Annotated in this window: 15 protein-coding genes; 10 read left to right on the forward strand and 5 right to left on the reverse strand. The window is 71.4% G+C overall.

Annotation, left to right across the window (positions count from 1 at the left end; genetic code table 11):
• Positions 1 to 245 precede the first annotated feature (245 nt).
• Positions 246 to 683 carry a roadblock/LC7 domain-containing protein gene (locus tag HUT06_RS05230; RefSeq protein WP_176194661.1) on the forward strand — a complete coding sequence of 146 codons (438 nt, stop codon included), beginning with the start codon at positions 246 to 248 and terminating at the stop codon, positions 681 to 683.
• A 452-nt stretch (positions 684 to 1,135) separates the two neighbouring features.
• On the opposite strand, the gene HUT06_RS05235 is transcribed toward HUT06_RS05230, so the two are convergent.
• The gene (locus HUT06_RS05235) at positions 1,136 to 2,077 is read right to left on the reverse strand and encodes a LysR family transcriptional regulator (protein ID WP_176194662.1); all 942 of its coding nucleotides are present in this window, start codon (positions 2,075 to 2,077) and stop codon (positions 1,136 to 1,138) included.
• 89 nt (positions 2,078 to 2,166) lie between these two features.
• Between HUT06_RS05235 and dnaE the strand changes: the two genes are divergently transcribed.
• Complete coding sequence (gene dnaE / locus HUT06_RS05240) at positions 2,167 to 5,757, forward strand: DNA polymerase III subunit alpha (protein WP_176194663.1); 3,591 nt, start codon at positions 2,167 to 2,169, stop codon at positions 5,755 to 5,757.
• A gap of 40 nt (positions 5,758 to 5,797) precedes the next feature.
• Here dnaE and HUT06_RS05245 read toward each other — a convergent pair whose 3' ends face one another.
• Positions 5,798 to 6,391: a hypothetical protein gene (locus HUT06_RS05245; protein WP_217711213.1), complete on the reverse strand. Its 594-nt coding sequence runs from the start codon at positions 6,389 to 6,391 to the stop codon at positions 5,798 to 5,800.
• Positions 6,392 to 6,608: 217 nt separating this feature from the next.
• On the opposite strand from HUT06_RS05245, the gene HUT06_RS05250 reads away from it, so the two are divergent.
• Positions 6,609 to 7,568, forward strand: coding sequence for a hypothetical protein (locus HUT06_RS05250; protein ID WP_176194665.1), 960 nt, complete (start codon positions 6,609 to 6,611; stop codon positions 7,566 to 7,568).
• 13 nt (positions 7,569 to 7,581) lie between these two features.
• On the opposite strand, the gene HUT06_RS05255 is transcribed toward HUT06_RS05250, so the two are convergent.
• Positions 7,582 to 9,285 (reverse strand): PAS domain-containing sensor histidine kinase, encoded by a 1,704-nt coding sequence (locus tag HUT06_RS05255; protein WP_176194666.1) that lies wholly within the window; start codon positions 9,283 to 9,285, stop codon positions 7,582 to 7,584.
• Between the two features lie 412 nt (positions 9,286 to 9,697).
• On the opposite strand from HUT06_RS05255, the gene HUT06_RS05260 reads away from it, so the two are divergent.
• The 5 genes from HUT06_RS05260 to HUT06_RS05280 all read left to right on the forward strand — a co-directional run bounded on the left by HUT06_RS05260 (position 9,698) and on the right by HUT06_RS05280 (position 13,861).
• Positions 9,698 to 10,657: an AraC family transcriptional regulator gene (locus tag HUT06_RS05260; protein WP_176194667.1), complete on the forward strand. Its 960-nt coding sequence runs from the start codon at positions 9,698 to 9,700 to the stop codon at positions 10,655 to 10,657.
• A gap of 81 nt (positions 10,658 to 10,738) precedes the next feature.
• Complete coding sequence (locus HUT06_RS05265; protein ID WP_176194668.1) at positions 10,739 to 11,446, forward strand: response regulator transcription factor; 708 nt, start codon at positions 10,739 to 10,741, stop codon at positions 11,444 to 11,446.
• 306 nt (positions 11,447 to 11,752) lie between these two features.
• The gene (locus HUT06_RS05270) at positions 11,753 to 12,649 is read left to right on the forward strand and encodes a sigma-70 family RNA polymerase sigma factor (RefSeq protein ID WP_176194669.1); all 897 of its coding nucleotides are present in this window, start codon (positions 11,753 to 11,755) and stop codon (positions 12,647 to 12,649) included.
• A gap of 2 nt (positions 12,650 to 12,651) precedes the next feature.
• Complete coding sequence (locus HUT06_RS05275; protein WP_176194670.1) at positions 12,652 to 12,861, forward strand: hypothetical protein; 210 nt, start codon at positions 12,652 to 12,654, stop codon at positions 12,859 to 12,861.
• A 244-nt stretch (positions 12,862 to 13,105) separates the two neighbouring features.
• On the forward strand, positions 13,106 to 13,861 hold the full coding sequence (locus HUT06_RS05280; RefSeq protein WP_176194671.1) for a hypothetical protein: 756 nt from the start codon (positions 13,106 to 13,108) through the stop codon (positions 13,859 to 13,861).
• Here the strand turns inward: HUT06_RS05280 and HUT06_RS05285 are convergent.
• The gene (locus HUT06_RS05285) at positions 13,818 to 14,528 is read right to left on the reverse strand and encodes a response regulator transcription factor (RefSeq protein WP_176194672.1); all 711 of its coding nucleotides are present in this window, start codon (positions 14,526 to 14,528) and stop codon (positions 13,818 to 13,820) included. The genes HUT06_RS05280 and HUT06_RS05285 overlap by 44 nt on opposite strands.
• A 164-nt stretch (positions 14,529 to 14,692) precedes the next feature.
• Between HUT06_RS05285 and HUT06_RS05290 the strand changes: the two genes are divergently transcribed.
• The gene (locus HUT06_RS05290; protein ID WP_176194673.1) at positions 14,693 to 15,061 is read left to right on the forward strand and encodes a response regulator transcription factor; all 369 of its coding nucleotides are present in this window, start codon (positions 14,693 to 14,695) and stop codon (positions 15,059 to 15,061) included.
• 53 nt (positions 15,062 to 15,114) lie between these two features.
• Here HUT06_RS05290 and HUT06_RS05295 read toward each other — a convergent pair whose 3' ends face one another.
• A complete protein-coding gene (locus tag HUT06_RS05295; RefSeq protein WP_176194674.1) occupies positions 15,115 to 16,677 on the reverse strand; it encodes a hypothetical protein in 1,563 nt (520 codons plus the stop codon).
• Positions 16,678 to 16,906: 229 nt separating this feature from the next.
• Here HUT06_RS05295 and HUT06_RS05300 point away from each other — a divergent pair, with 229 nt between their 5' ends.
• On the forward strand, positions 16,907 to 18,820 hold the full coding sequence (locus HUT06_RS05300) for a hypothetical protein (RefSeq protein WP_176194675.1): 1,914 nt from the start codon (positions 16,907 to 16,909) through the stop codon (positions 18,818 to 18,820).
• The last annotated feature ends 3 nt before the right edge of the window (positions 18,821 to 18,823 follow it).

The raw sequence follows: 18,823 nt of genomic DNA on the forward strand, positions 1-18,823 counted from the left end.
AAGGGAGAACCGGATCGAACGCCGGCGGCGTGGGCTCCTCACCGGGCGAAACGGCCGAGGTCGACGCGGATAAGACTGACGTGGTCGTTCATGGTGTCTCTCTCAGGCTTGGCGGGGGCACCGGACGGCCGAACTCGGGCTATACCGTGCCACATGTCTGATCATTTGTCTGGAATTCCCTGTATCTTGGCGGCCCGCCGATGCAATCATGTGGCGGCGTTCGGTGGTCCCCCGAACCCCCGCCTATGTCTCGGAAGAGGAGAAGCCACGTGACGCCGCTGCGAGGCGATTCGACCAACCGGCTGGATTGGCTCATCGACGGGCTCGTCGAACGCGTGCCCCAGGTGACCAAGGCGGTGGTGCAGTCGGCGGACGGGCTCCTCATGGGGGCGTCCGCCGGCCTGAGCCGGGAGGACGCGGAGTACCTGTCCGCCCTGGCCGCCGGCGTGCAGAGCCTCGCCCAGGGCGCGCGCACCCAGTTCGGCGCGGGCGAGGTGCATCAGACGATCATCGAGATGCACAACGCGTTCCTGTTCGTCACCGCGGCCGGCGAGGGCGCCTCGCTGACCGTGCTGTCCGACACCAGCGCCGACCCGGCGCAGATCAGCTACGAGATGACCCTGCTGGTCGGACGGGTCGGCGAGCATCTGGCGTCCCGCCCGCGGAACCACGCCGCCCCCTGAGCCCCGGCTCGGACGCCCTCCGGAGCCGTCCGCCTCAGCCCGCCTCCGCCCGCCTCCGCCCGCCTCCGACCGGGACAGCCGGACGGAGGCGGGCGTCACTCTGTGAGAGGCGTCACCCGGCGAGAAGGGAGCGGGAACGTTGGGAAAGCGCCTTTCGGATTCGGTGCGGTCCGCTTCGTCTGGCATCGGTGTGTTGAGCGAACGGCAACTGTCGCTCCCGTGGCCACCGGGCAGGACATCGCCGAGGACGAGGGTGCAGATCGGCGGTTTCGGAAAAGTCGCCTCATATGGCGATCGCGCATTCGGCCTGGTCGTCGTCATAGCTGGTGAGACGGTGGTCTAGCACACGGTATTACCGCGCCAATCGGAAGCAGATCTGACCGGTCCGGAAACGCTTTTCGGTCAGCTGGAGCCGTGCATGGGAAAACCCGTGCGTTGACAGTCTCGCAACATCACCTGTGGGCCGGATGCGCCCGTTTCGGGATCCAGATGCCGCTGCCGGGACGTCCGGGGTACCGGGCGGTGAGATGGCCGCGGAGCGCGGTCAGGGCGGGGTGGGCGTTGTCGGTGCGCCACACCAGCTCGCCGGGGTAGACGGGGGTCGGATCCACCAGCGGGATGCGGCGCAGGGCGTGCCCGGCGGGCCACACCAGTGGCGTCTCCTCGCCGATGAAGGTGGCCACCGTCGAGGACCCCGCGATGGTGTCGAAGAGCGCCTCGATGCCGAAGTCGGGGCCGATCGTGTCCATGGTGAACCCGAACTCGGCGGCGAGCCGGTCGTAGTAGGCCGTCCACTCGGTGCCGGGCGCGTTGCCCGGCATCCAGATGCGGTGGCCGGCGAGCCGCGCGGGGGTGACCGAGCGGGCCTCGGCGAACGGGTGGCCGGGTCCGGTGAACAGGTGCAGGGGCTCGTCCAGCACGGGGGTGGACTCGACGCCCTCGGGGAGCGGCCGGTCGAGGAGGGCGACCGCGCGGACCGTCGCGTCGATGGCGCCGGAGCGCACCGCCTCGACCGCCTCGGCGCCGCCGTGCAGCGTGACGACGTCGAGCGCGGTGCCGGGGTGCGCCCGGTGGAAGGCGCGCAGCAGCCCGGCCGTGGCGACCTGCCGGTGCACGACGTCCACCCGCAGCGCCCGACTGCCGGGGCGCACGGAGGCCGCCGCGCGCTCCGCCGCGTCCAGCAGTGCCCGAGCGTGCGGCAGGAACGCCTGCCCGTCGATGGTGAGGCGCGCCCCGCTGGGGGAGCGCACGAAGAGCTTCACGCCCAGTGAGTTCTCGAGGACGGCGACACGTTTGGACACGGCCTGCTGCGTGACCGAGAGGTCGGCCGCCGCCTCCTGGAACTGCCCCGCGTCGGCGACGGCGACGAAGGTGGCCACGGCGTTGAGATCCACGACCACCAGCGTAGGCGTACAACCATCCGTTGTTCCAGCGGCGTGCCGGTTGTTTGATCCGTCCCGTCCGACCTGGCTTTCATGGCGCCATGCCGGAATCCTTCGTCCATCTGCACAACCACACCGAGTACTCGATGCTGGACGGCGCCCAGAAGCTGAAGCCCATGTTCGCCGAGGTCGCCCGGCAGGAGATGCCCGCCATCGCCATGACCGACCACGGCAACATGTTCGGGGCGCACGAGTTCGCGCAGGTCGCGAAGGGATACGACGGCATCGCCCCGATCATCGGCATCGAGGCCTACGTGGCGCCCTCGTCGCGGTTCTCGCGCAGGCAGGAGTTCTGGGGGCCGGGCGGGCGCCGCGCGACGAGCGAGGACGGGGAGGGGTCCAAGGACGTCTCGGGCGGCGGACGCTTCACGCATATGACGATGTGGGCGCGGGACGCCGGAGGCCTGCGCAACCTCTTCTGGCTGAGCACGCGGGCCAGTTACGAGGGCCAGTTCCCGGCCGGCAAGCCCCGGATGGACCGCGAGCTGATCGCCGAGCGGCCCGGCGGCGTCATCGCCACCACCGGCTGCCCCTCCGGCGAGATCCAGACCCGGCTGCGCCTCGACCAGTACGAGGAGGCCAGGCGGGCCGCCGCCGCTTACCAGGAGATCTTCGGCCGCGAGAACTACTTCCTCGAACTGATGGACCACGGCCTGGAGATCGAACGCGGCGTCCGCGACGGCCTGCTGCGGCTCGCCCGCGACCTGCGCATCCCGCTCCTGGCCACCAACGACGCCCACTACGTCACCGAGGACCAGGCCGACGCCCACGACAGCCTGCTCTGCATCGGCGTCGGCAAGAACAAGGACGATCCGGGCCGCTTCCGCTTCAACGGCTCCGGCTACTACCTCAAGAGCGCCGCCCGGATGCGCGCGCTGTTCGCGGAGCTCCCGGAGGCCTGCGACAACACCCTGCTGATCGCCGAGCGCGTCGAGCCCTACGACGAGGTCTTCGATTACGTCGACGAGATGCCGCGGTTCCCCGACGTGCCCGAAGGCGAGAGCCAGGAGTCGTGGCTGCGCAAGGAGGCGCTCGAAGGCCTGGCGATGCGCTACGGGGACCCGGTGCCCCGGCACGTCCTGGAACGCTTCGAGACCGAGATGTCGGTCATCGGTCCCATGGGGTTCAGCTCGTACTTCCTCGTCGTCGCCGACATCTGCCGCCACGCCCGCACCAGCGGGATCCCGCTCGGCCCCGGCCGCGGCTCGTGCACCGGCTCGATCGTCGCCTACGCCACCCGCATCACCGAGCTGTGCCCCCTGGAGCACGGCCTGCTGTTCGAGCGGTTCCTGAACCCCGAGCGCATCAACCCGCCGGACGTCGACCTCGACTTCGACGACCGGCAGCGCGACCGGATGGTCCAGTACGTCACCGAGAAGTACGGCGGCGAGTACACCGCCATGGTGAACACGTTCGGCACGATCAAGGCCAAGAACGCGATCAAGGACTCGTCGCGCATCCTCGGCTACCCCTACAGCCACGGGGAGCGGATCACCAAGGCGCTCCCGCCGGACCAGAACGGCAAGTCCGCGCCGCTGGCCGCGCTCTTCGACCCGTCCCACGAGCGGTACGGCGAGGCCGGCGAGATCCGGCGGCTGTACGAGAGCGACCCGGACGTGAAGCGGGTCATCGACACCGCCCGCGGGGTCGAGGGGCTCACCCGGGGCACCGGGGTGCACGCGGCGGCCGTGATCCTCTCCAAGACCGAGCTCACCGACCGGATCCCGCTGCACATGCGGGCCGCGGACGGTGTGAAGATCACCGGCTTCGACTATCCGTCCTGCGAGGCCATGGGCCTGATCAAGATGGACTTCCTCGGGCTGCGCAACCTCGGCGTGATCGACCAGGCGATCGAGAACATCCGCCAGAACCGGGGCGTCGCCCTGGCGACGGTGGATCCGCTGGACGGCGACGCGTCCGTCCAGGTCATCCCGCTGGACGATCCGAAGACCTACCGGCTGCTGGCCGACGGCAACACCTTCGGCGTCTTCCAGCTCGACGGCGGCGGCATGCGGGTGCTGCTCAGGCAGATGGAACCGACCCGCTTCGAGGACATCGCCGCGGTCAACGCCCTCTACCGGCCCGGACCCATGGCGGCGAACGCCCACACCAACTACGCGTTCCGCAAGACCGGCCGCCAGGAGATCACCCCGATCCACCCCGAACTGCGGGACGCGCTGGAACCGATCCTCGGCAACACCTTCCACCTGCTCGTCTACCAGGAGCAGATCATGGCCATCGCGCGGGAACTCGCCGGATACACCCTCGGCGGCGCGGACCTGCTGCGCCGCGCGATGGGGAAGAAGAAGCCGGACGTCCTGGCGGCGGAGTGGGAGAAGTTCCACGACGGTATGCGCGGCAACGGCTACAGCGAGGAAGCCGTCAAGGCCCTGTGGGACGTGATGCTGCCCTTCTCCGGGTACGCGTTCAACAAGTCCCACACCGCCGGCTACGGCCTGGTCTCGTACTGGACCGCCTACCTCAAGGCGAACTACCCCGCCGAGTACATGGCCGCCCTGCTCACGTCCGTCGGCGACGACAAGGACAAGGCCGCGGTCTACCTCGCCGACGCGCGCAAGAACGGCGTCCGCGTCCTCCAGCCCGACGTGAACGAGTCCGTCGCCGAGTTCACCGCCGTCGGCGACGACGTCAGGTTCGGGCTGCGGTCCGTCCGCAACGTCGGCGACAACGTCATCGAGGCGGTCGTGGACGCACGCCGCCGGAAGGGGAAGTTCACCTCCTTCTCCGACTTCCTCGGCAAGGTCGCCCTGCCCGGCCTGAACAAGCGGGCCGTGGACTCACTGATCAAGGCCGGCGCCTTCGACTCCCTGCGCCATTCGCGCAAGGGCCTGTCCGCCGTCCACGAGGACGCCATCGACGCGGCCGTCCCCGTGAAGAAGGCGGCGAGCTTCGGGCAGGACGACCTCTTCGCGGGTCTCGCCGGCACGGCGGGCGACGAGGCGGCCGTCGGCCTCGACTTCCCCGTCGACGAGGAGGAGTGGCCGCGCCGGCGGCTCCTCGCCACCGAGCGCGAGATGCTCGGCCTCTACGTCTCGGCGCACCCGCTGGACGGTGCCGAGCACATCCTCTCCCGAGCCCGGGACTGCTCCATCGCCGAACTGCTCGCCTCCGGCCGCACCACCGGCGACGTCCAGCTCTCCGGGCTGATCACCGGTGTCCAGCACAAGATGACCAAGCAGGGGAAGCACTGGGCGATCGCGAACCTCGCGGACCGCGACGCCGCCATCGAGGTCCTCTTCTTCCCCGCCGCCTACCTGCTCGTCCAGCACGCGCTGGCCGAGGACAACGCGGTCTCCGTCAGAGGCAAGGTCGAAGACCGGGACGGGACGATGAGCCTCTTCGGCCGCGAACTCTCCGTCCTCGACATCTCCTCGGCCGCGAACGGCGGCCTGCCCCCGGTGGAGCTCATGCTCCCCTTCCACCGCGTCACCGAGCAGACCGTCAAGGAGCTCAAGCACATCCTCGCCGCCCACCCGGGCGACCATCCCGTCCATCTCAGCGTCCGCGGTCCGCGCAAGACCACCGTCTACGCCCTCCAGGCGACCGTCGACCCCACGACCATCGCCTCAGAGATCAAAGGCACCTTCGGAGCCGACGCCTGGCAGTTCTAGGGCCGGCGATCGGCCGGGGACGAGCGGCTGGAGCCCGTGCTCACTCCATGTTCTCGAGCGGGTGGCCTGCTTGCGCGCACTTCTGCTTGAGCACGCTCTCGGGTCCGGCGGTCATCGCCTCCAACGTCCGGAACTGGGCGAAGGAGGTGAAGGCGGCCTGCTTCCGGGCCGACTCCGCGAGCTGCTCCAGCGCGGCCTTCATGTCCGGGTCCGCCACCTTCGAGGCCGTGTCCGTGAAGGTGTTGCCGGTGCTCACGAAGAGCGGGTTCAGCTCCGCCAGGGCCGCCCGCACCGTGGCGGTGTCCCCGGTGGCCTCGGCCCGGACGCCCTTCGCGATCACGGCTTGGCTGCTCGAGCTCAGGGTGGTGTAGACACCGTCCACCGCCCCGCAGGCCGTCGCCATGCTGAACGTGATCTGCGGCGTCGCGCTCGTCGCCGTTGCCGTTGCCGTTGCCGTTGCCGTCGCGGGCGCCGCCGAAGACGCGTCCGCGGCTCCGGAGTCGGCGGAAGACCCGCAGCCGGTGAGGGCGAGCAGGGCTCCGGCCACCACGGCGACTGGGAGCAGGTCGCGTCGCATGTCGGCCCCTCCGTGACGAAATTTCACCGATCGCTTCCCTGCTGCCTCGTGGCGCATCGGGATCGTCTATCGCACCAAGACGCCGCGCTTTCGGAAGGCGGCGACCCCGCCAGACTGTAGAGGAACGGACGCAGGGTGATCAACTTCGTGGTTGCGGCTAGTCCGGGCGCACGTACTGTTACCTCCGAAGGTCGTCGATCAATGTGCGGCCGGCTAAGACGGGAGTAAGAAGGTGCTAGACGCGGGACGGCCGCCGAGAGTTCGACTGCGGATCGTGACGGGGGTCGCCGTGCTCGGCACGCTCGTCGCGGGGTGCGGTACCAGTGACGCCGGCGGGGACGAGGGGAAGGCTCCGGCCTCGCCGAGCAAGCCGGCCACGGTCGCCTCGGTGACCCAGGCGCAGGCGAAGGCGATCTTCGACCGCTACCAGAAGGTCAACAACAAGGCGAACGCGCAGGTGTCCGACGAGCTGCTGCGCTCCAACGAGACCGGCCCCCTGCTCGAGGCCGACCTGGCGGGCAACAAGCGCATCCGCGGCAAGCACGACAAGAAGATCGACGCGTTCTACTACCGGGACGCCCAGTTCTACATCCCGCGGACGACGGGCCCCGCCTGGTTCGTCGTCACGGCGAAGGAGACCGAAGAGAGCAACACCGAGTTGCTGGTGTTCGTGGACACCGGAGGCGGGTCCTACAAGGCGACGTTCGGGACGTGGCTGGAGGACGGCCAGAAGTTCCCGGCGATCGCCCGCAACGCCGACGGCTCGGCGACGGCCGTGACGAGCGGGCCGGCGCTGGGAGTCGGAGCCAAGGTCTCCGAGTACCTGACCGTCGCGGCGCGCGGCAAGCGGCCGCCCGCCGGCGAGGTCGCCCCGGGCCCGCTGACCTCCAAGCTCGGCAAGAACTGGGACAAGTCGGTGCGGGAGATCAACGACGGGTTGCGCTGGGCGGGGGGCACGACCTGGAAGGCCCGGCCCGAGCCGGTCTACGCGCTCAAGACGGCCGACGGCGGAGCACTGGTCGTGGCCGCCTCCGAGCAGAAGCTGATCTACACGGCGATACGCGAGAACGTCTGGTACCAGCCCGACAAGTCCTACTACGGGCTGGGCCCCAAGCGCTACTACAAGCGCTTCACGGGTACGCGCCTGTGGGCGTTCGCCACCCACGTCCCGCCCAGCGGCCCCGCGGACGTCCTCGCCTACTCCAGCCACACGGTCTCGGCGTCCGGCTCGTGACGTCAGGGGGGCGCTAGTTCGCCCCGTCCCGTCCGGGGTCGGGAGTGAGGGGCAGCAGGAACCGGACGTCGAGACCGCCCGACGGCGCGGCGGTGATCTCGACCCGGCCCTTCATGGCGGTCATCACCGTGTCGGCGATGTACAGCCCCATCCCGCTCCCGGGCCGGTCCCGCATCGTGCTCGACCGGTAGTACGGCTCGCGGGCCAGTTCGTGCTCCCCGGGCGCGAGGCCCGGGCCCTCGTCCGCGATGCTGATCACACCGTACGAGCCCTGCCGGCTCATCGTGATGTCGATCTTCCCGTCGGGCGCGTACTTCTGGGCGTTGCCGAGCACGAGAAGAAGGCACTGCCGCAGCCGCAACGGGTCGCCCTGCACGGTCAGTCCGCACGGCGCCGTGACCGCCGCGCGCTTCGCCACCGACGGGATGCTGCGCAGGGTCCGGCGCAGCAGCGGCTCCAGTTCGACGGGGCGCACGGTCGTCGCGGGCGGCGCGGTCGGGTCCGGTCCGACGACGTGCACGAGGTCGGCGATGACGCGGTGCATCATCTCCTCGGAGTCCAGGATCGCCCCGAGTGAGGCCGCCACCATCTCGTCGTCGGGAAGGACCTCCTCGAGCAACTGGCCGTGCCCGCGGATCGCGGTCAGCGGGCCGTGCAGCTCATGGTGCGCCGACGTCATCAGCAGGTGCCGCGTGTACTCCACCTGCCGCTGCGCCGACTCGTCCACGAACACCGCGGTCAGCAGGCCGGGGGCCGCGGTCTCCGGCGGAGCCGAGCACGACACCCCGATCCACGACGAACGCCCCCCGCGTGTGGTCAGCCGGACGCTTTCGCGGAGCCCGGGGGCCAGACCCACGGCGCCCTCCTCGCCGGTCAGGGTGAACAGGTCCTCGGGGCGCCGGCCGAGGGCGACGTTCGCGGTCACGCCCACCATCTGGGCCATCGCGACATTCCAGACGACGATCGAGCCTTCCCCGTCCAGGGCGAGGACGGCGACGTCCGTATGGTCGACGACCGCGCTGAGCCTGGAACGCTCGGCCTCGGCGCGGTGAGCGGCATACGCCTCGTCCCGGAGCGTGCCCAGCGCGCGCGCCGCCCTGTTCACCGCGCGGCCCAGTACTCCGGTGCTCGTCCAGGCGGCCAGGTAGCGGCCGCCCAGCCGGGTCCAGCCGAGCAGCAGGTAGCCGGCGTCGAGCCCGTCAGGGGTGCGAATCGGGATGTGCACCCCGGCCCGCCAGCCGTTCGGGAGCACGCCCCGCGGGATGCACCCGGCCGTCCGGTGGGAGAGGCGCTTGAAGGACTCATGGGCACAGGGCGTTCCGGTGCGGAGGGCGTCGACGTCGGCGGACGCTTCGGTCCACACCTCTCCGCCGGGCAGCGTGATGTACAGCCACAGCCCGTCGGCACCGAGGATCCGCCGCAGGTCGCCGGTGAGCGGCACCAGATCCTCGCCGGTCACCCGGTGCGCCGCTCCCAGGTGCGGCAGTTCGAGCAGTCGCTCCGCGATGCGCAGCGCCTTCGACCGGGCGGCCAGGACGCCGGCGCACAGCAGGACGGCACCGACCGAAGCCAGGACGAGCAACCCCCAGAGCGCCTGTTCCGAGCCCATCGCCTTCAGCACCAGCATCGCGGACGCGCCGGCGGTCACCGCCCACGCCAGCGAGACCATGGCAGGTGCGGTCCGCTCCGACCGGCACGTGATGATATCGATCAGCATGGTGACGGCACGGGCAGGGCTCGGGCCACGGGACTGTCAGGGTGAAGGAGGACGGTCGCTGTCACTGAAGTCATAGCGGGGTTCGTTTCTGGGTCGATGCCAGACGTCGTCGGGTGCGGGCATCAAGCCGAGGGGAGCGACGGCGGGCCGACGGTGCGGGGACCGTGGCCGAAGCCGAGACCGGCGGCCCGCGCGCGGGGTGAGCGGACCGGCCGGACTCGGCCTCGGCCATCGATCACCGAGTATCGTCGGTCGCGGTTCATCCGGGACAGGGCTGCTCGGGGATCCTGCCCCGAACCGAAAGACAGGCGTCACGAAAACCGAAGTCCGGCCGGGCCGGCATGCCAGCCGGGACCGGCCGCGGGGGAGCTCAGTCAATGGCGACGAGCGGGGCGACAGTGAAGGGAGGCCCATGAGGTATCACTCCTGGACCACCGACAGCACCGAGACCTACCGCGATCTCTCCGACAGCATGCTGCCGATGGACCACCGTTTCCGGCCCGGGGACTGGCACGCCGACCTCACCGTCCAGGAAAGCGGCGGCTACCGGCTGCTGCACTGGGACCAGGTCGGCGACCGGCTCGCCGCGCGCACGCCTTCGCACGTCCGGAGGTTCCCGGCCGACGAGATCTACTGGATCGTGGGGCCGGAGCACGGCGTCTACACCGTCAGTCGCGGCCAGGGCGAGACACGGACCGTGCCGGGGCAGGCCTCCGTGATGGGCCTGGACGAGTCCTGCGTGCTCTCCGTCCCGCAGTCCAAGGCGTACGCGTTCCAGGTGCCGCGCCCGGAGATCGACAACCACGTGAAGTCGTCCGCCCCGCTGTGCCTCGTCCTCGATCTGAACAACGGTCTGGGCCGGATCATCAGGGCGCTGGTCGCGAGCACCCACGCCGAACAGGGCAACCTGTCCGACCTGGAATTCCACGCGGTGTGCAATCGGATCACCGAGCTGTTCTGCATGGTCGTGCTCAAGGACATGAAACCGTCGGAAGGCCACCTCGCCGAGGTCGCCCAGGTCGTCCGGCAGCACGTGCGGCAGCGGATCGGCTCCGGCAAACTGCCGCTCGACAGCGTGGCGCGCGAGCTCGGCTGGTCGCCGCGCCAGCTGCGCAACGCCCTCAACCAGGTCGGCACCACCTATCGCGACCTGCGCCATGAGGAGACGCTGCGCGCCGCCCGGGACCTCCTCCAGGACCCGGCCTCGGCCGAGCTGGGCATCGGCGAGATCGCCGCCCGCGTCGGCCTCACGCCCGCCTGGTTCTCCTCGGCCTTCAAGAGCCGCTACGGCGAGATGCCGCGCGAGTTCCGCCGCCGCAGACTCGCCGAAGGCCCCGACCGCGCCGAGGGCCCGCCGCCCGGTTCCCCGTAGGACCTGGTCGGGCCGGCCGATCGCGGGTCCGGGCCCGGTGCCGGGGTCGGTGCCTGATTTCGGCGCCTATAGGATGATCTCGTGGCACGGGTGCTCGTGGTAGATGACGACCCGCGACTGGTGAAGGTGGTCGCGAGCCTGTTGTGGAAGCGGAACCACCAGGTCGAGTCCGTGCCCAACGGGAAGCTGGCCCGCCAGGTCCTGCGCGGGGGCGACATCGACATCGTCCTGCTGGACGTGAACCTGCCCGACGTCAACGGCATCTCCCTGCTGCACCAGCTCCGCGAGGAGGGCGACACCACTCCGGTCATCCTGCTGACGGTCCGCACCGAGGTGCAGGACCAGGCGCTCGGGCTGCGGCTCGGCGGTGACGACTACATCGTGAAGCCCTTCAATCCCGAGTTGCTGCTCGCCCGGATCCAGGCCGTGCTGCGGCGCAGCGCGCGGGGCGCCGCCGGGCGCCCCGCGCGCCGGCAGAGCGAGCAGCTGGAGATCCCGCCGGTCGTCATCGACCTCACCGCCCGGCAGGTGCTCCGGGACGGGGTCCCCGTGCGCCTGACCCCGCTGGAGTACGCCGTCCTGGAGGTCCTCGCGACCAACCGCGGGAGAGCGGTGTCCAAGGAGGAGCTCATGCAGAGCGTGTGGGGCACCGGCCGGGGTGCCTCCCGCACCCTCACCGAGCACGTCTCCCGGCTGCGCCGCAAACTCGGTGATGGACTGATCTCCACCCAGAGCGGCTACGGGTACCTCATCCCGGCTCCCGGAGAGTCCGCGACCACCGACCGGTGAGCGACCGGACGGGGGTGCGCACCGGAACGGCAATGCGCGAGCACCAACGATCCAACGAGCGATCCCCGCGAGATCAACTTCTTGCCAACGAGTGCGCGGCGGGCCGGCCGCCGCGGGCGTCCGCGGCGTGAGTCGCTGACCTGCGGGTTCGCCGGGCCGCCGGCGCGGTGCCGGGCACCGCCCGGGTGGCGGGCCGTCCCGCGGGGTGCGGAAACCGCGGAAACAAGTCAACGATGGTCTCCTGACAGGCCTTGTTTCGGTCATGGTCGCGTCGGAGATCTTCTGTGCCACGAGCTGGAGAGTTTGATGGACAACGCGCAGCCGGCCGATGAGAAGCGTGCCGCCGCGGACGAGTTCCGCGCCCGCAACGACGCTCTCTTCGCGCGCCGCAAGGAGCTCCACGGCCAGATCACGGAGTTGCGGGCACGGATCGACGCGGGTTCCGGCGACACGTCGGCGGAGGTCGCGTTGCGCAAGGCCGAGCGCGACTTCGACGACCTCACCTACGAGATCCTGACCGCCAACTACGGGCTCGTCCGCCAGTACGTCGCCATGTTCACCACCAGGTCCGTCGAGCACAGCGAGGACTTCGAGAGCGCCGGCAAGGTGGGGTTGCTCTGGGCCATCTCCTCCTACGATCCGGCGCGCGGGTCGTTCTCCAGCTGGGCGTTCAAGCCGATCCAGCGGGAGGTGCTGCGGGCGGTCCGGGACGCCGACCACGCCAACCTCACCCTCGGCGACTTCGAGAAGCGTCCGGCCATCCTCGCGGCGGAGCGCGGGTTCATCGAGGAGCACGGCGCCGACACCCCGGTGGACTACGCCGACATCGCCGGGCGGGCCGGGGTGACCGAGGCGCAGGTCCGCCGGGTCCTGGCCCCGGCCCGGCTGGAGAGCCTGCAGTCGCCGCACCGGGGGCAGGACGAGGACGTCGTCGCCTGGGAGGACCGGCTGACCGACCCGTCCCTGAACCTGGAGGAGGAGGTGCTGGTCCGCTTCCACCTGCGCGCCCTCCTCACCGAGGGGCTGCCGCGCCTCGACGCCCGTGAGCGGTACGTGCTGACGCGGCGGTTCGGCTTGGACGGCGGCCGGGAGCAGTCGCTCCGCATCCTCGGTGAGCAACTCGGGTTGTCCCGTGAGGGCGTCCGGCAGATCCAGCAGAAGGCGTTGGCCAAGCTCAAGGGGCCCGTCGCGGGCACGGTGTGAGCGTGCCGCCGGCGGTGAAGGGCGTCGGCGAGGTCTTCGGCGCGGGGGCGCGGCTCGGGAAGATCCGGGGATCGACGTCGGTTGGCAAGGTCGCGGAGGCATCGTTGTACGATCCGTGTCCGCTCGTTGTGAACACCGTGCGCGTGCAGGGCGAACTTCGAGGGACGAAGTCCGGTTGCGGGCTTGCCGATCCGCGCGCGCACGGACGTTAGAGGGAGAGGGCTCGCGCCATCGGAGTGGGGTGGATCAGCGACGCTGGGACGCGCAGGTTGCGGATGAGAGGAACAAGACGGTGTCAACGATTCCGAGGTATCTCGGTCTGGAGCCTCGGCTCGTCAGCGCGACGGTGACCCCGAACGCCGCATCCGGCGGGCGGGCGGAGCTCCGCCCCGCCGCCCCCGAGTCGCCGTCCGGTCGCACGTGTTGAGGTACGCGGGGCCGGCGCTTCCGGTCCTCGTGCACGCGCGTACGGGCTCCCCGCCGACCGGGGTCGAGGACCTGGAGTGCGGCGACGGGTCGCCCCCGGACCGGGACGCGCTCGTCGCGGCGGGCCAGGCGCTGACGTGGCAGTCCCCGTTCACGCTTGGATCGGTCCTGGCGGTGCCGCTGACGCGGGCGTCCGCCGTGACGTTCGACCATCCCGAGCTGGCGGGGGTGGACCGGTGGCACGACCGGTTCCTCCGGGGGTTCGCCCACCGGATGGCGATCGAGCTCACCATCGCCTCGGTGACGGCGGAGCTGGTCGGCGAGACGGCCGAGGCGCAGCCGGCCGAAGCGCAGCCGGGCGAGGACGTGCGGATGCTCGGCTCGGCGATCACGGGCCTCGGCCAGCTCCTCAAGGACATCGGCGGCGTGCGCCGGCCCGAGGAGTGCAAGAGCATGATCGTGGCCGACACGATGCGCACCCATGACGTGCTGCTCGGCGGGCTGGGCTCCCAGGAGGTGTCGGTACGGCGGCACGGGGCGTTCGCGGTGCACACCGTGCGCTCGGTGCCCCGGCGCCCCGAGCGCTGCGACCTGGACGGGGCGCGGGCGCAGGTCGGGCTGCCGTGGCCGACCCGGGTCGGCGGCGGGATCGGCGAGGACCTCGGGCTGGCGCGCTGGCGGTCGACCATGCAGGCGCACGGCCACCAGGTGTGGTCCCGGCTGGAGGAGCGGGACGCCCTCGTCACGGAGTTGTGGCTGCGCGATCCCGCCGAGGCGCCGGGATGAGGTACCCGTAGCCGCTGCGGGTGACGATCAGGTCGTCGCCGAGCTTGCGGCGCAGCCGGGAGATGTGCTCGGCGAGCGTCCGGGACACGCCGCGGCTGGTGCCCCACACGCGCAGCATGAGCTCCTCCTTCGACACCGCCCGGCCACGGTTGATCGCCAGGAACTCCAGCAGGGCGTACTCCAGCGGCGCCAGCCGCACCGCGGCCCCGTCCCTGGTCACCTGCCGCCGGGCGAAGTCGATGAGCACGGAATCGATCTTCATCGTGTCGCCGTGCGCCTCCTCGGCCCCCGGCGAAGCGCCCGCCGCGCTGCGCCGCAGCACGGCCTCGATGCGGGCGAGCAGCACCTCGGGGTTGAACGGCTTCGGGACGTAGTCGTCCCCGCCGAGTTGCAGCCCGAGCGCCTGGTCCTGCGCCTCCGAGCGGACGGTCAGCAGGATGACCGGGGTGGTGTCGTCCTCCTCGCGCAACTGGAGGATCAGCGACATGCCGTTGATGTCGGGAAGGTTGACGTCCAGCAGGATGATGTCGACGTCGCCGCGGCGCAGCACCTGGCGGGCCAGTTCGCCGTTGGGCACCGACTCCACCTGGTGGCCGTGCCTGCGCAGCAGGCTGGCGACGACCTTGACCAGCCGCGGATCGTCGTCGACGACGAGTACTCGTGCCACGTGTCAATGGTATATCCGACGAAGACTCCAAGATCAATTCATCGTCAAGTGAGTGGTGGAGCCGTCCCGCTTGCGCTATGGCCGACCGTGGGCGGACACGGCCGGAGGCCCGTGCGCGGATGCTGGTAGGCTCTCCGGCCGTACGAGTCGGACGGTGCCGGGCGGTGGAGCAGCAGGTGCGGGTGCTGATCGTCGAGGACTCCAGGGTCGGTGAGCTGCTCCGCGTGATCCTGGAACGCGAGGGCCACGACCCGGTCGTCACCGAATGCGGCGAGGACGGCTGGACGGAGCTCAACGACCCCCGCCGCCCCGAGCTGCTCATCCTGGACCGCATGCTCCCCGACATGGACGGCGCCGATCTGCTGGCCCGCATGCGCCTCGACTCCCGCACCGCGCAGGTGCCGGTGCTGGTGCTGACGGCGGCCGCGCAGGCGTCCGGCGACCTTGACGACGGCGTCCGGACGCGCGTACTCGGCAAGCCCTTCGAGCTCAGCGAGCTGAAGCAGGTCATCTCCGCGCTCACCGAGCACTGATCGCGGCGAGGACCCCGCCCGCCGCGCCCGCCGGGCCACCGGGGCCGGGCGGTTCAGCCGCTCCGCTTGACGCGGTGGGTGCAGACCGGCTTGGCCTGGGCGACCCGGTCGACGTCCACGACGGCGACGACGGTCAGGCAGTAGTCCACGCCCGGGTTCAGCGCGGTGACCTCGACCTTCGTGGTCCCCGGCGGTGTGCTGGCCAGCGTCGTGGGCGGACGTCCCGTCGGCCCGCCGACCACGTAGTGCGAGGCCCGGCCCCCGCTGCGGTCCTGCCAGGTGACCTGGATCGAGATCCGGCCGTCCACGATCCGCAGCGCGCCGGGCGTGTACTGCTTGACCGGGCGCACCGCCGTCGGGGTGGACGAGGGGGCCTTGGGGGACTTGGGCGCGGGAGGCGGAGCGGCTTGCGAGGACTGCGGCTTCGCCGACTCCGGCGGCGGCGCGGCCTTCGTCGGTGAGGGCTCCGGCGAGGAGCCCGCCTGGGTGCGCCCTTCGTCCGACCAGTCCCCGCCTATCAGGCCGGCCGCGCCGATTCCGACCGCGATGACCACGACCACCACCAGGGCCATCAGCACGCCCCTCCGGCCGCTTCGGCCGCGATCGCGGGGATGCGGAGCCGGAGGTGCCGGCGTGGTCTGGGGCCAGCCGGCGTGGTCGGGCTCCGGCGGGGGCTGGGTCCAGGCCATCGGGTCGGGCTCGGGCGCCGGGGCGGTCTGGGGCCAGCCGGCCTGGTCGGGCTCCGCCGGAGGTCGAGTCCAGGTCTCGGGCTCGGGCGCCGCCTGCGGGGGCCAGACGGCCTGGTCCGGTTCCGGCGCGGGTTGTGTCCAGGTCGCGGATCCGGGTTCGGGTTCGGATGCCGGCTGAGCCCAGGTCTCGGATTCCGGCTCTGGTGATGCCTTCTCCCATGCGGGCTCCAGCGGCTGTTCCACCACGGTGGGCGGCGCGGGGGCCGGGGGCGCGCTCTCCTCAAGCGCATCGATGAACTCCGGCGCGCCGTCCCCGGGCGGCGTCTCCTGGGGGTCCCGAACGTCCCGGACGACCGGGAACTCCTGGACGTGGAAGTCCTGGACCCGGACCTCCCCGACCTCCTGGACCTGCCCGACCTCCTGGACCTGCCCGACCTCCTGGACCTGCCCGACCTCCTGGACCTGCCCGACCTCCTGGACCTGCTCGACCTCCTGGGACTCCCAAGGTTCCGGAGGAGGCTCGGGATGCAGGTCGGGCGCGGACTCCAGGCCGGGTGGCGCGGGGCTCGCCGGACGGGCGACGCCGAGGGCCGCCAGCAGGTCCGACAGGCTCATCGGCCGCGCGCTCGTGACCACGTCCTCGACGAACCGGTCGCCGCGTTCGCTGAAGAAACCGTGGACGAGCACGGTGAACCCGCCGGCCGCCAGCCCGTTGGCCAGGTCGGGGACCCGGGTCTCGGGGATGTCCTCGTCGAAGCCCGGCGTGAACAGGAACGCGGCCGGTGGCCGCACCCTGCCGCTCTTGGAGAGCTCCCGCAGCTCGGTCGCGGAGGCGACGTCGAACACGGCCGGGAATCGCCCCGTCTCGCGCAGCTTCTGCGACAGGCCGGCGTCGCCCGTCACGACAAGGTTCGGCGCGGTAGTCATCACGTTGTCCTCGGCGCTCTGGTGATCGGCCGGACCGGCCTCGGCCCGTGCCTCTCGCTAGTAGGGACAGTGCGGGTAGTAGAGACAGTGCGGGCAAGTGACGATATGGCCATACCGGATCGGCGGTTCACCCGACCGTCACAAGATTCGGTCGTGCGCATCGCCCGTTCCTCCGGACAGTCAGTCGTGGAACCTCTGGTGCGATGTGACGACGCGGGGTGAATCGCGGGTGGGAACTGAAGAGGCGCCTCCTGAAGAGCGGAAGGCGACCGGGCTGAAGGCCCGGGTGCGCGTCGGTGGCTGGGGCGCGGCCGTCCTGGTCACCGTGGCGCTGGCGGCGACGCTGCTCGGCAGCGGCCGCATCGGTTACGCCCTCGAGGCCTCCGACGGCAGCGCCTGGCTGTGGAGCCGGATGACGGGCGAGGCGGCGCTGGTCGACCCCGGCAACGGCCAGGTGCAGGGGCGCCGCGAGGTGCCCGGCGCCCGCGGCCACCGGGTCAAGGTCACCCAGGACGACCAGCACCTGCTCATCCACGATCTGGAGACCGGGCGCGTGTCCTCGCTCGACCTGAGCGGCCTCGGGCTGTCGGGTCGGCTGGACGTCGGCACCCGCGGCGACCCCCACCTGGTGGTGAGCGCCACCGCCGCCGCCCTGATCGAGCGCACCACCGGCGCGGTGCGGGCGCTGGACCCCGCCACGCTGCGCCCCGTGGGCCCCGTCCTGCGACTGCCGGGGCCGCTGGTCGGCGGCGAGTTCGACGCCGCCGGACGGCTGTGGGCGGCGGTGCCCGCGCAGGGGACCGTCGTCGCGCTGAAGGTCTCCGCCAAGGGCGCCGAGGTCGCCGTGACCAAGGAGGCCGCCGAGCCCGGGCACGACCTCGCGGTGACCGTGCTCGACCAGGGCGCGCTGGTGATCGACCGCAGCGGCGACGACCTCGTGGTCGCGACCGGCGACGACGTCCGGCGGCTCACGGCGCCGGTCCCGCTCGCGGGCGCGATGGTGCCCGAGCGCACCCACGGCGCCCTGGCCGCGATCACCGTTCCCAATGCCGGCAAGGTCGTCACGCTGGACGACGTGGGCGAGGCCGGCGAGGTCGGGGCCTTCCCGCTGCGCGCCCCCGTCCAGGAACCCGCCGTGCCGTTCGCCGGCAAGGTCTACGTGCCCGTCCGGGAGACCGGCCAGGTCCAGGTGTTCGACCAGGCCGGCCGCCAGACCGGCGTGCTGAACATGCCGTCCGGACGCGGCGACCTGGAGCTGCAGGTCCGCGAGAACAACCTGTTCGTCAACGCGCCGGGAAGCCCGGACGCGCAGGTCGTCGGGCCCGACGGCCGGGCCCGCCCGGTCGGCAAGTACCCGACCGGGCCGGGCAAGGGCGGCGACCGCCCGGTCGCGCCGGGCGGCGGCGAGGACAGCCCGCCGCTGATTCCGGCGCCGACCATCGACCCGATCTTCCCGAACCCGACCCAGGCGCCCGTCGAGCCGCCCACCGGGCCGGACCCGGTGACGCCGCCGGCACCGCGCTCGCCCCGGACGACCGCCCCGTCCGCGCCCAGGCCGCCCGTCCCGCCGCAGAGCCGGGAACCGGAGACGCCCGCCACGCGCTCTCCGTCGACCGCACCGGCGCCGGGGCCGTCGACCACGCGGCCGTCCACCCGGCCGTCCACGAGGCCGTCCACCACGAGGCCCTCCACCAGACCCACCACGACCAGGCCCTCCACGCCGACGACCCCGACCAGGAAGCCCACGCCCCGGCCGACCACCTCCAAGCCGAAGCCCAAGCCCACGCCGAAGCCGACCGCCACCCGCAACCCGTACACGCCGCAGCAGGTCTGCAACTCCGGTTCGGGCGGCAACTACGTCGTGCAGCGGTCGATCTCGTTCACCGGCGGGCGGGTCTACCAGCTCTACAGCTCCAGCACCAAGAAGAACTGCGCGGTCACGATGAAGACCGCGAACGTCGGCAAGGGCACGAGCGTCTTCGTCCGGCTGGTGGAGCAGAAGGGCGGCGAGGTCGGTAGCGACTCCGGCACGTTCAAGTACTACGCCGGCCCGGTGTACGTGTCGGCGTCAGGCGTCTGCGTCCGCGTCTCCGGTGGCGCGTCCGGCGCCAGCGCCTCCAGCGGCTGGGGCAACTGCGGCTGACAT

Source organism: Actinomadura sp. NAK00032 (assembly GCF_013364275.1).
GTDB lineage: Bacteria > Actinomycetota > Actinomycetes > Streptosporangiales > Streptosporangiaceae > Spirillospora.

Excerpts from the sequence above, each read along its gene's own strand:
- HUT06_RS05255 (WP_176194666.1), bottom strand. The coding sequence starts at position 9,285 with ATGCTGATCGATATCATCACGTGCCGGTCGGAGCGGACCGCACCTGCC.
- HUT06_RS05230 (WP_176194661.1), top strand. The coding sequence starts at position 246 with ATGTCTCGGAAGAGGAGAAGCCACGTGACGCCGCTGCGAGGCGATTCG.
- dnaE (WP_176194663.1), top strand. The coding sequence starts at position 2,167 with ATGCCGGAATCCTTCGTCCATCTGCACAACCACACCGAGTACTCGATG.
- HUT06_RS05270 (WP_176194669.1), top strand. The coding sequence starts at position 11,753 with ATGGACAACGCGCAGCCGGCCGATGAGAAGCGTGCCGCCGCGGACGAG.
- HUT06_RS05295 (WP_176194674.1), bottom strand. The coding sequence starts at position 16,677 with ATGACTACCGCGCCGAACCTTGTCGTGACGGGCGACGCCGGCCTGTCG.
- HUT06_RS05260 (WP_176194667.1), top strand. The coding sequence starts at position 9,698 with ATGAGGTATCACTCCTGGACCACCGACAGCACCGAGACCTACCGCGAT.
- HUT06_RS05245 (WP_217711213.1), bottom strand. The coding sequence starts at position 6,391 with ATGCGCCACGAGGCAGCAGGGAAGCGATCGGTGAAATTTCGTCACGGA.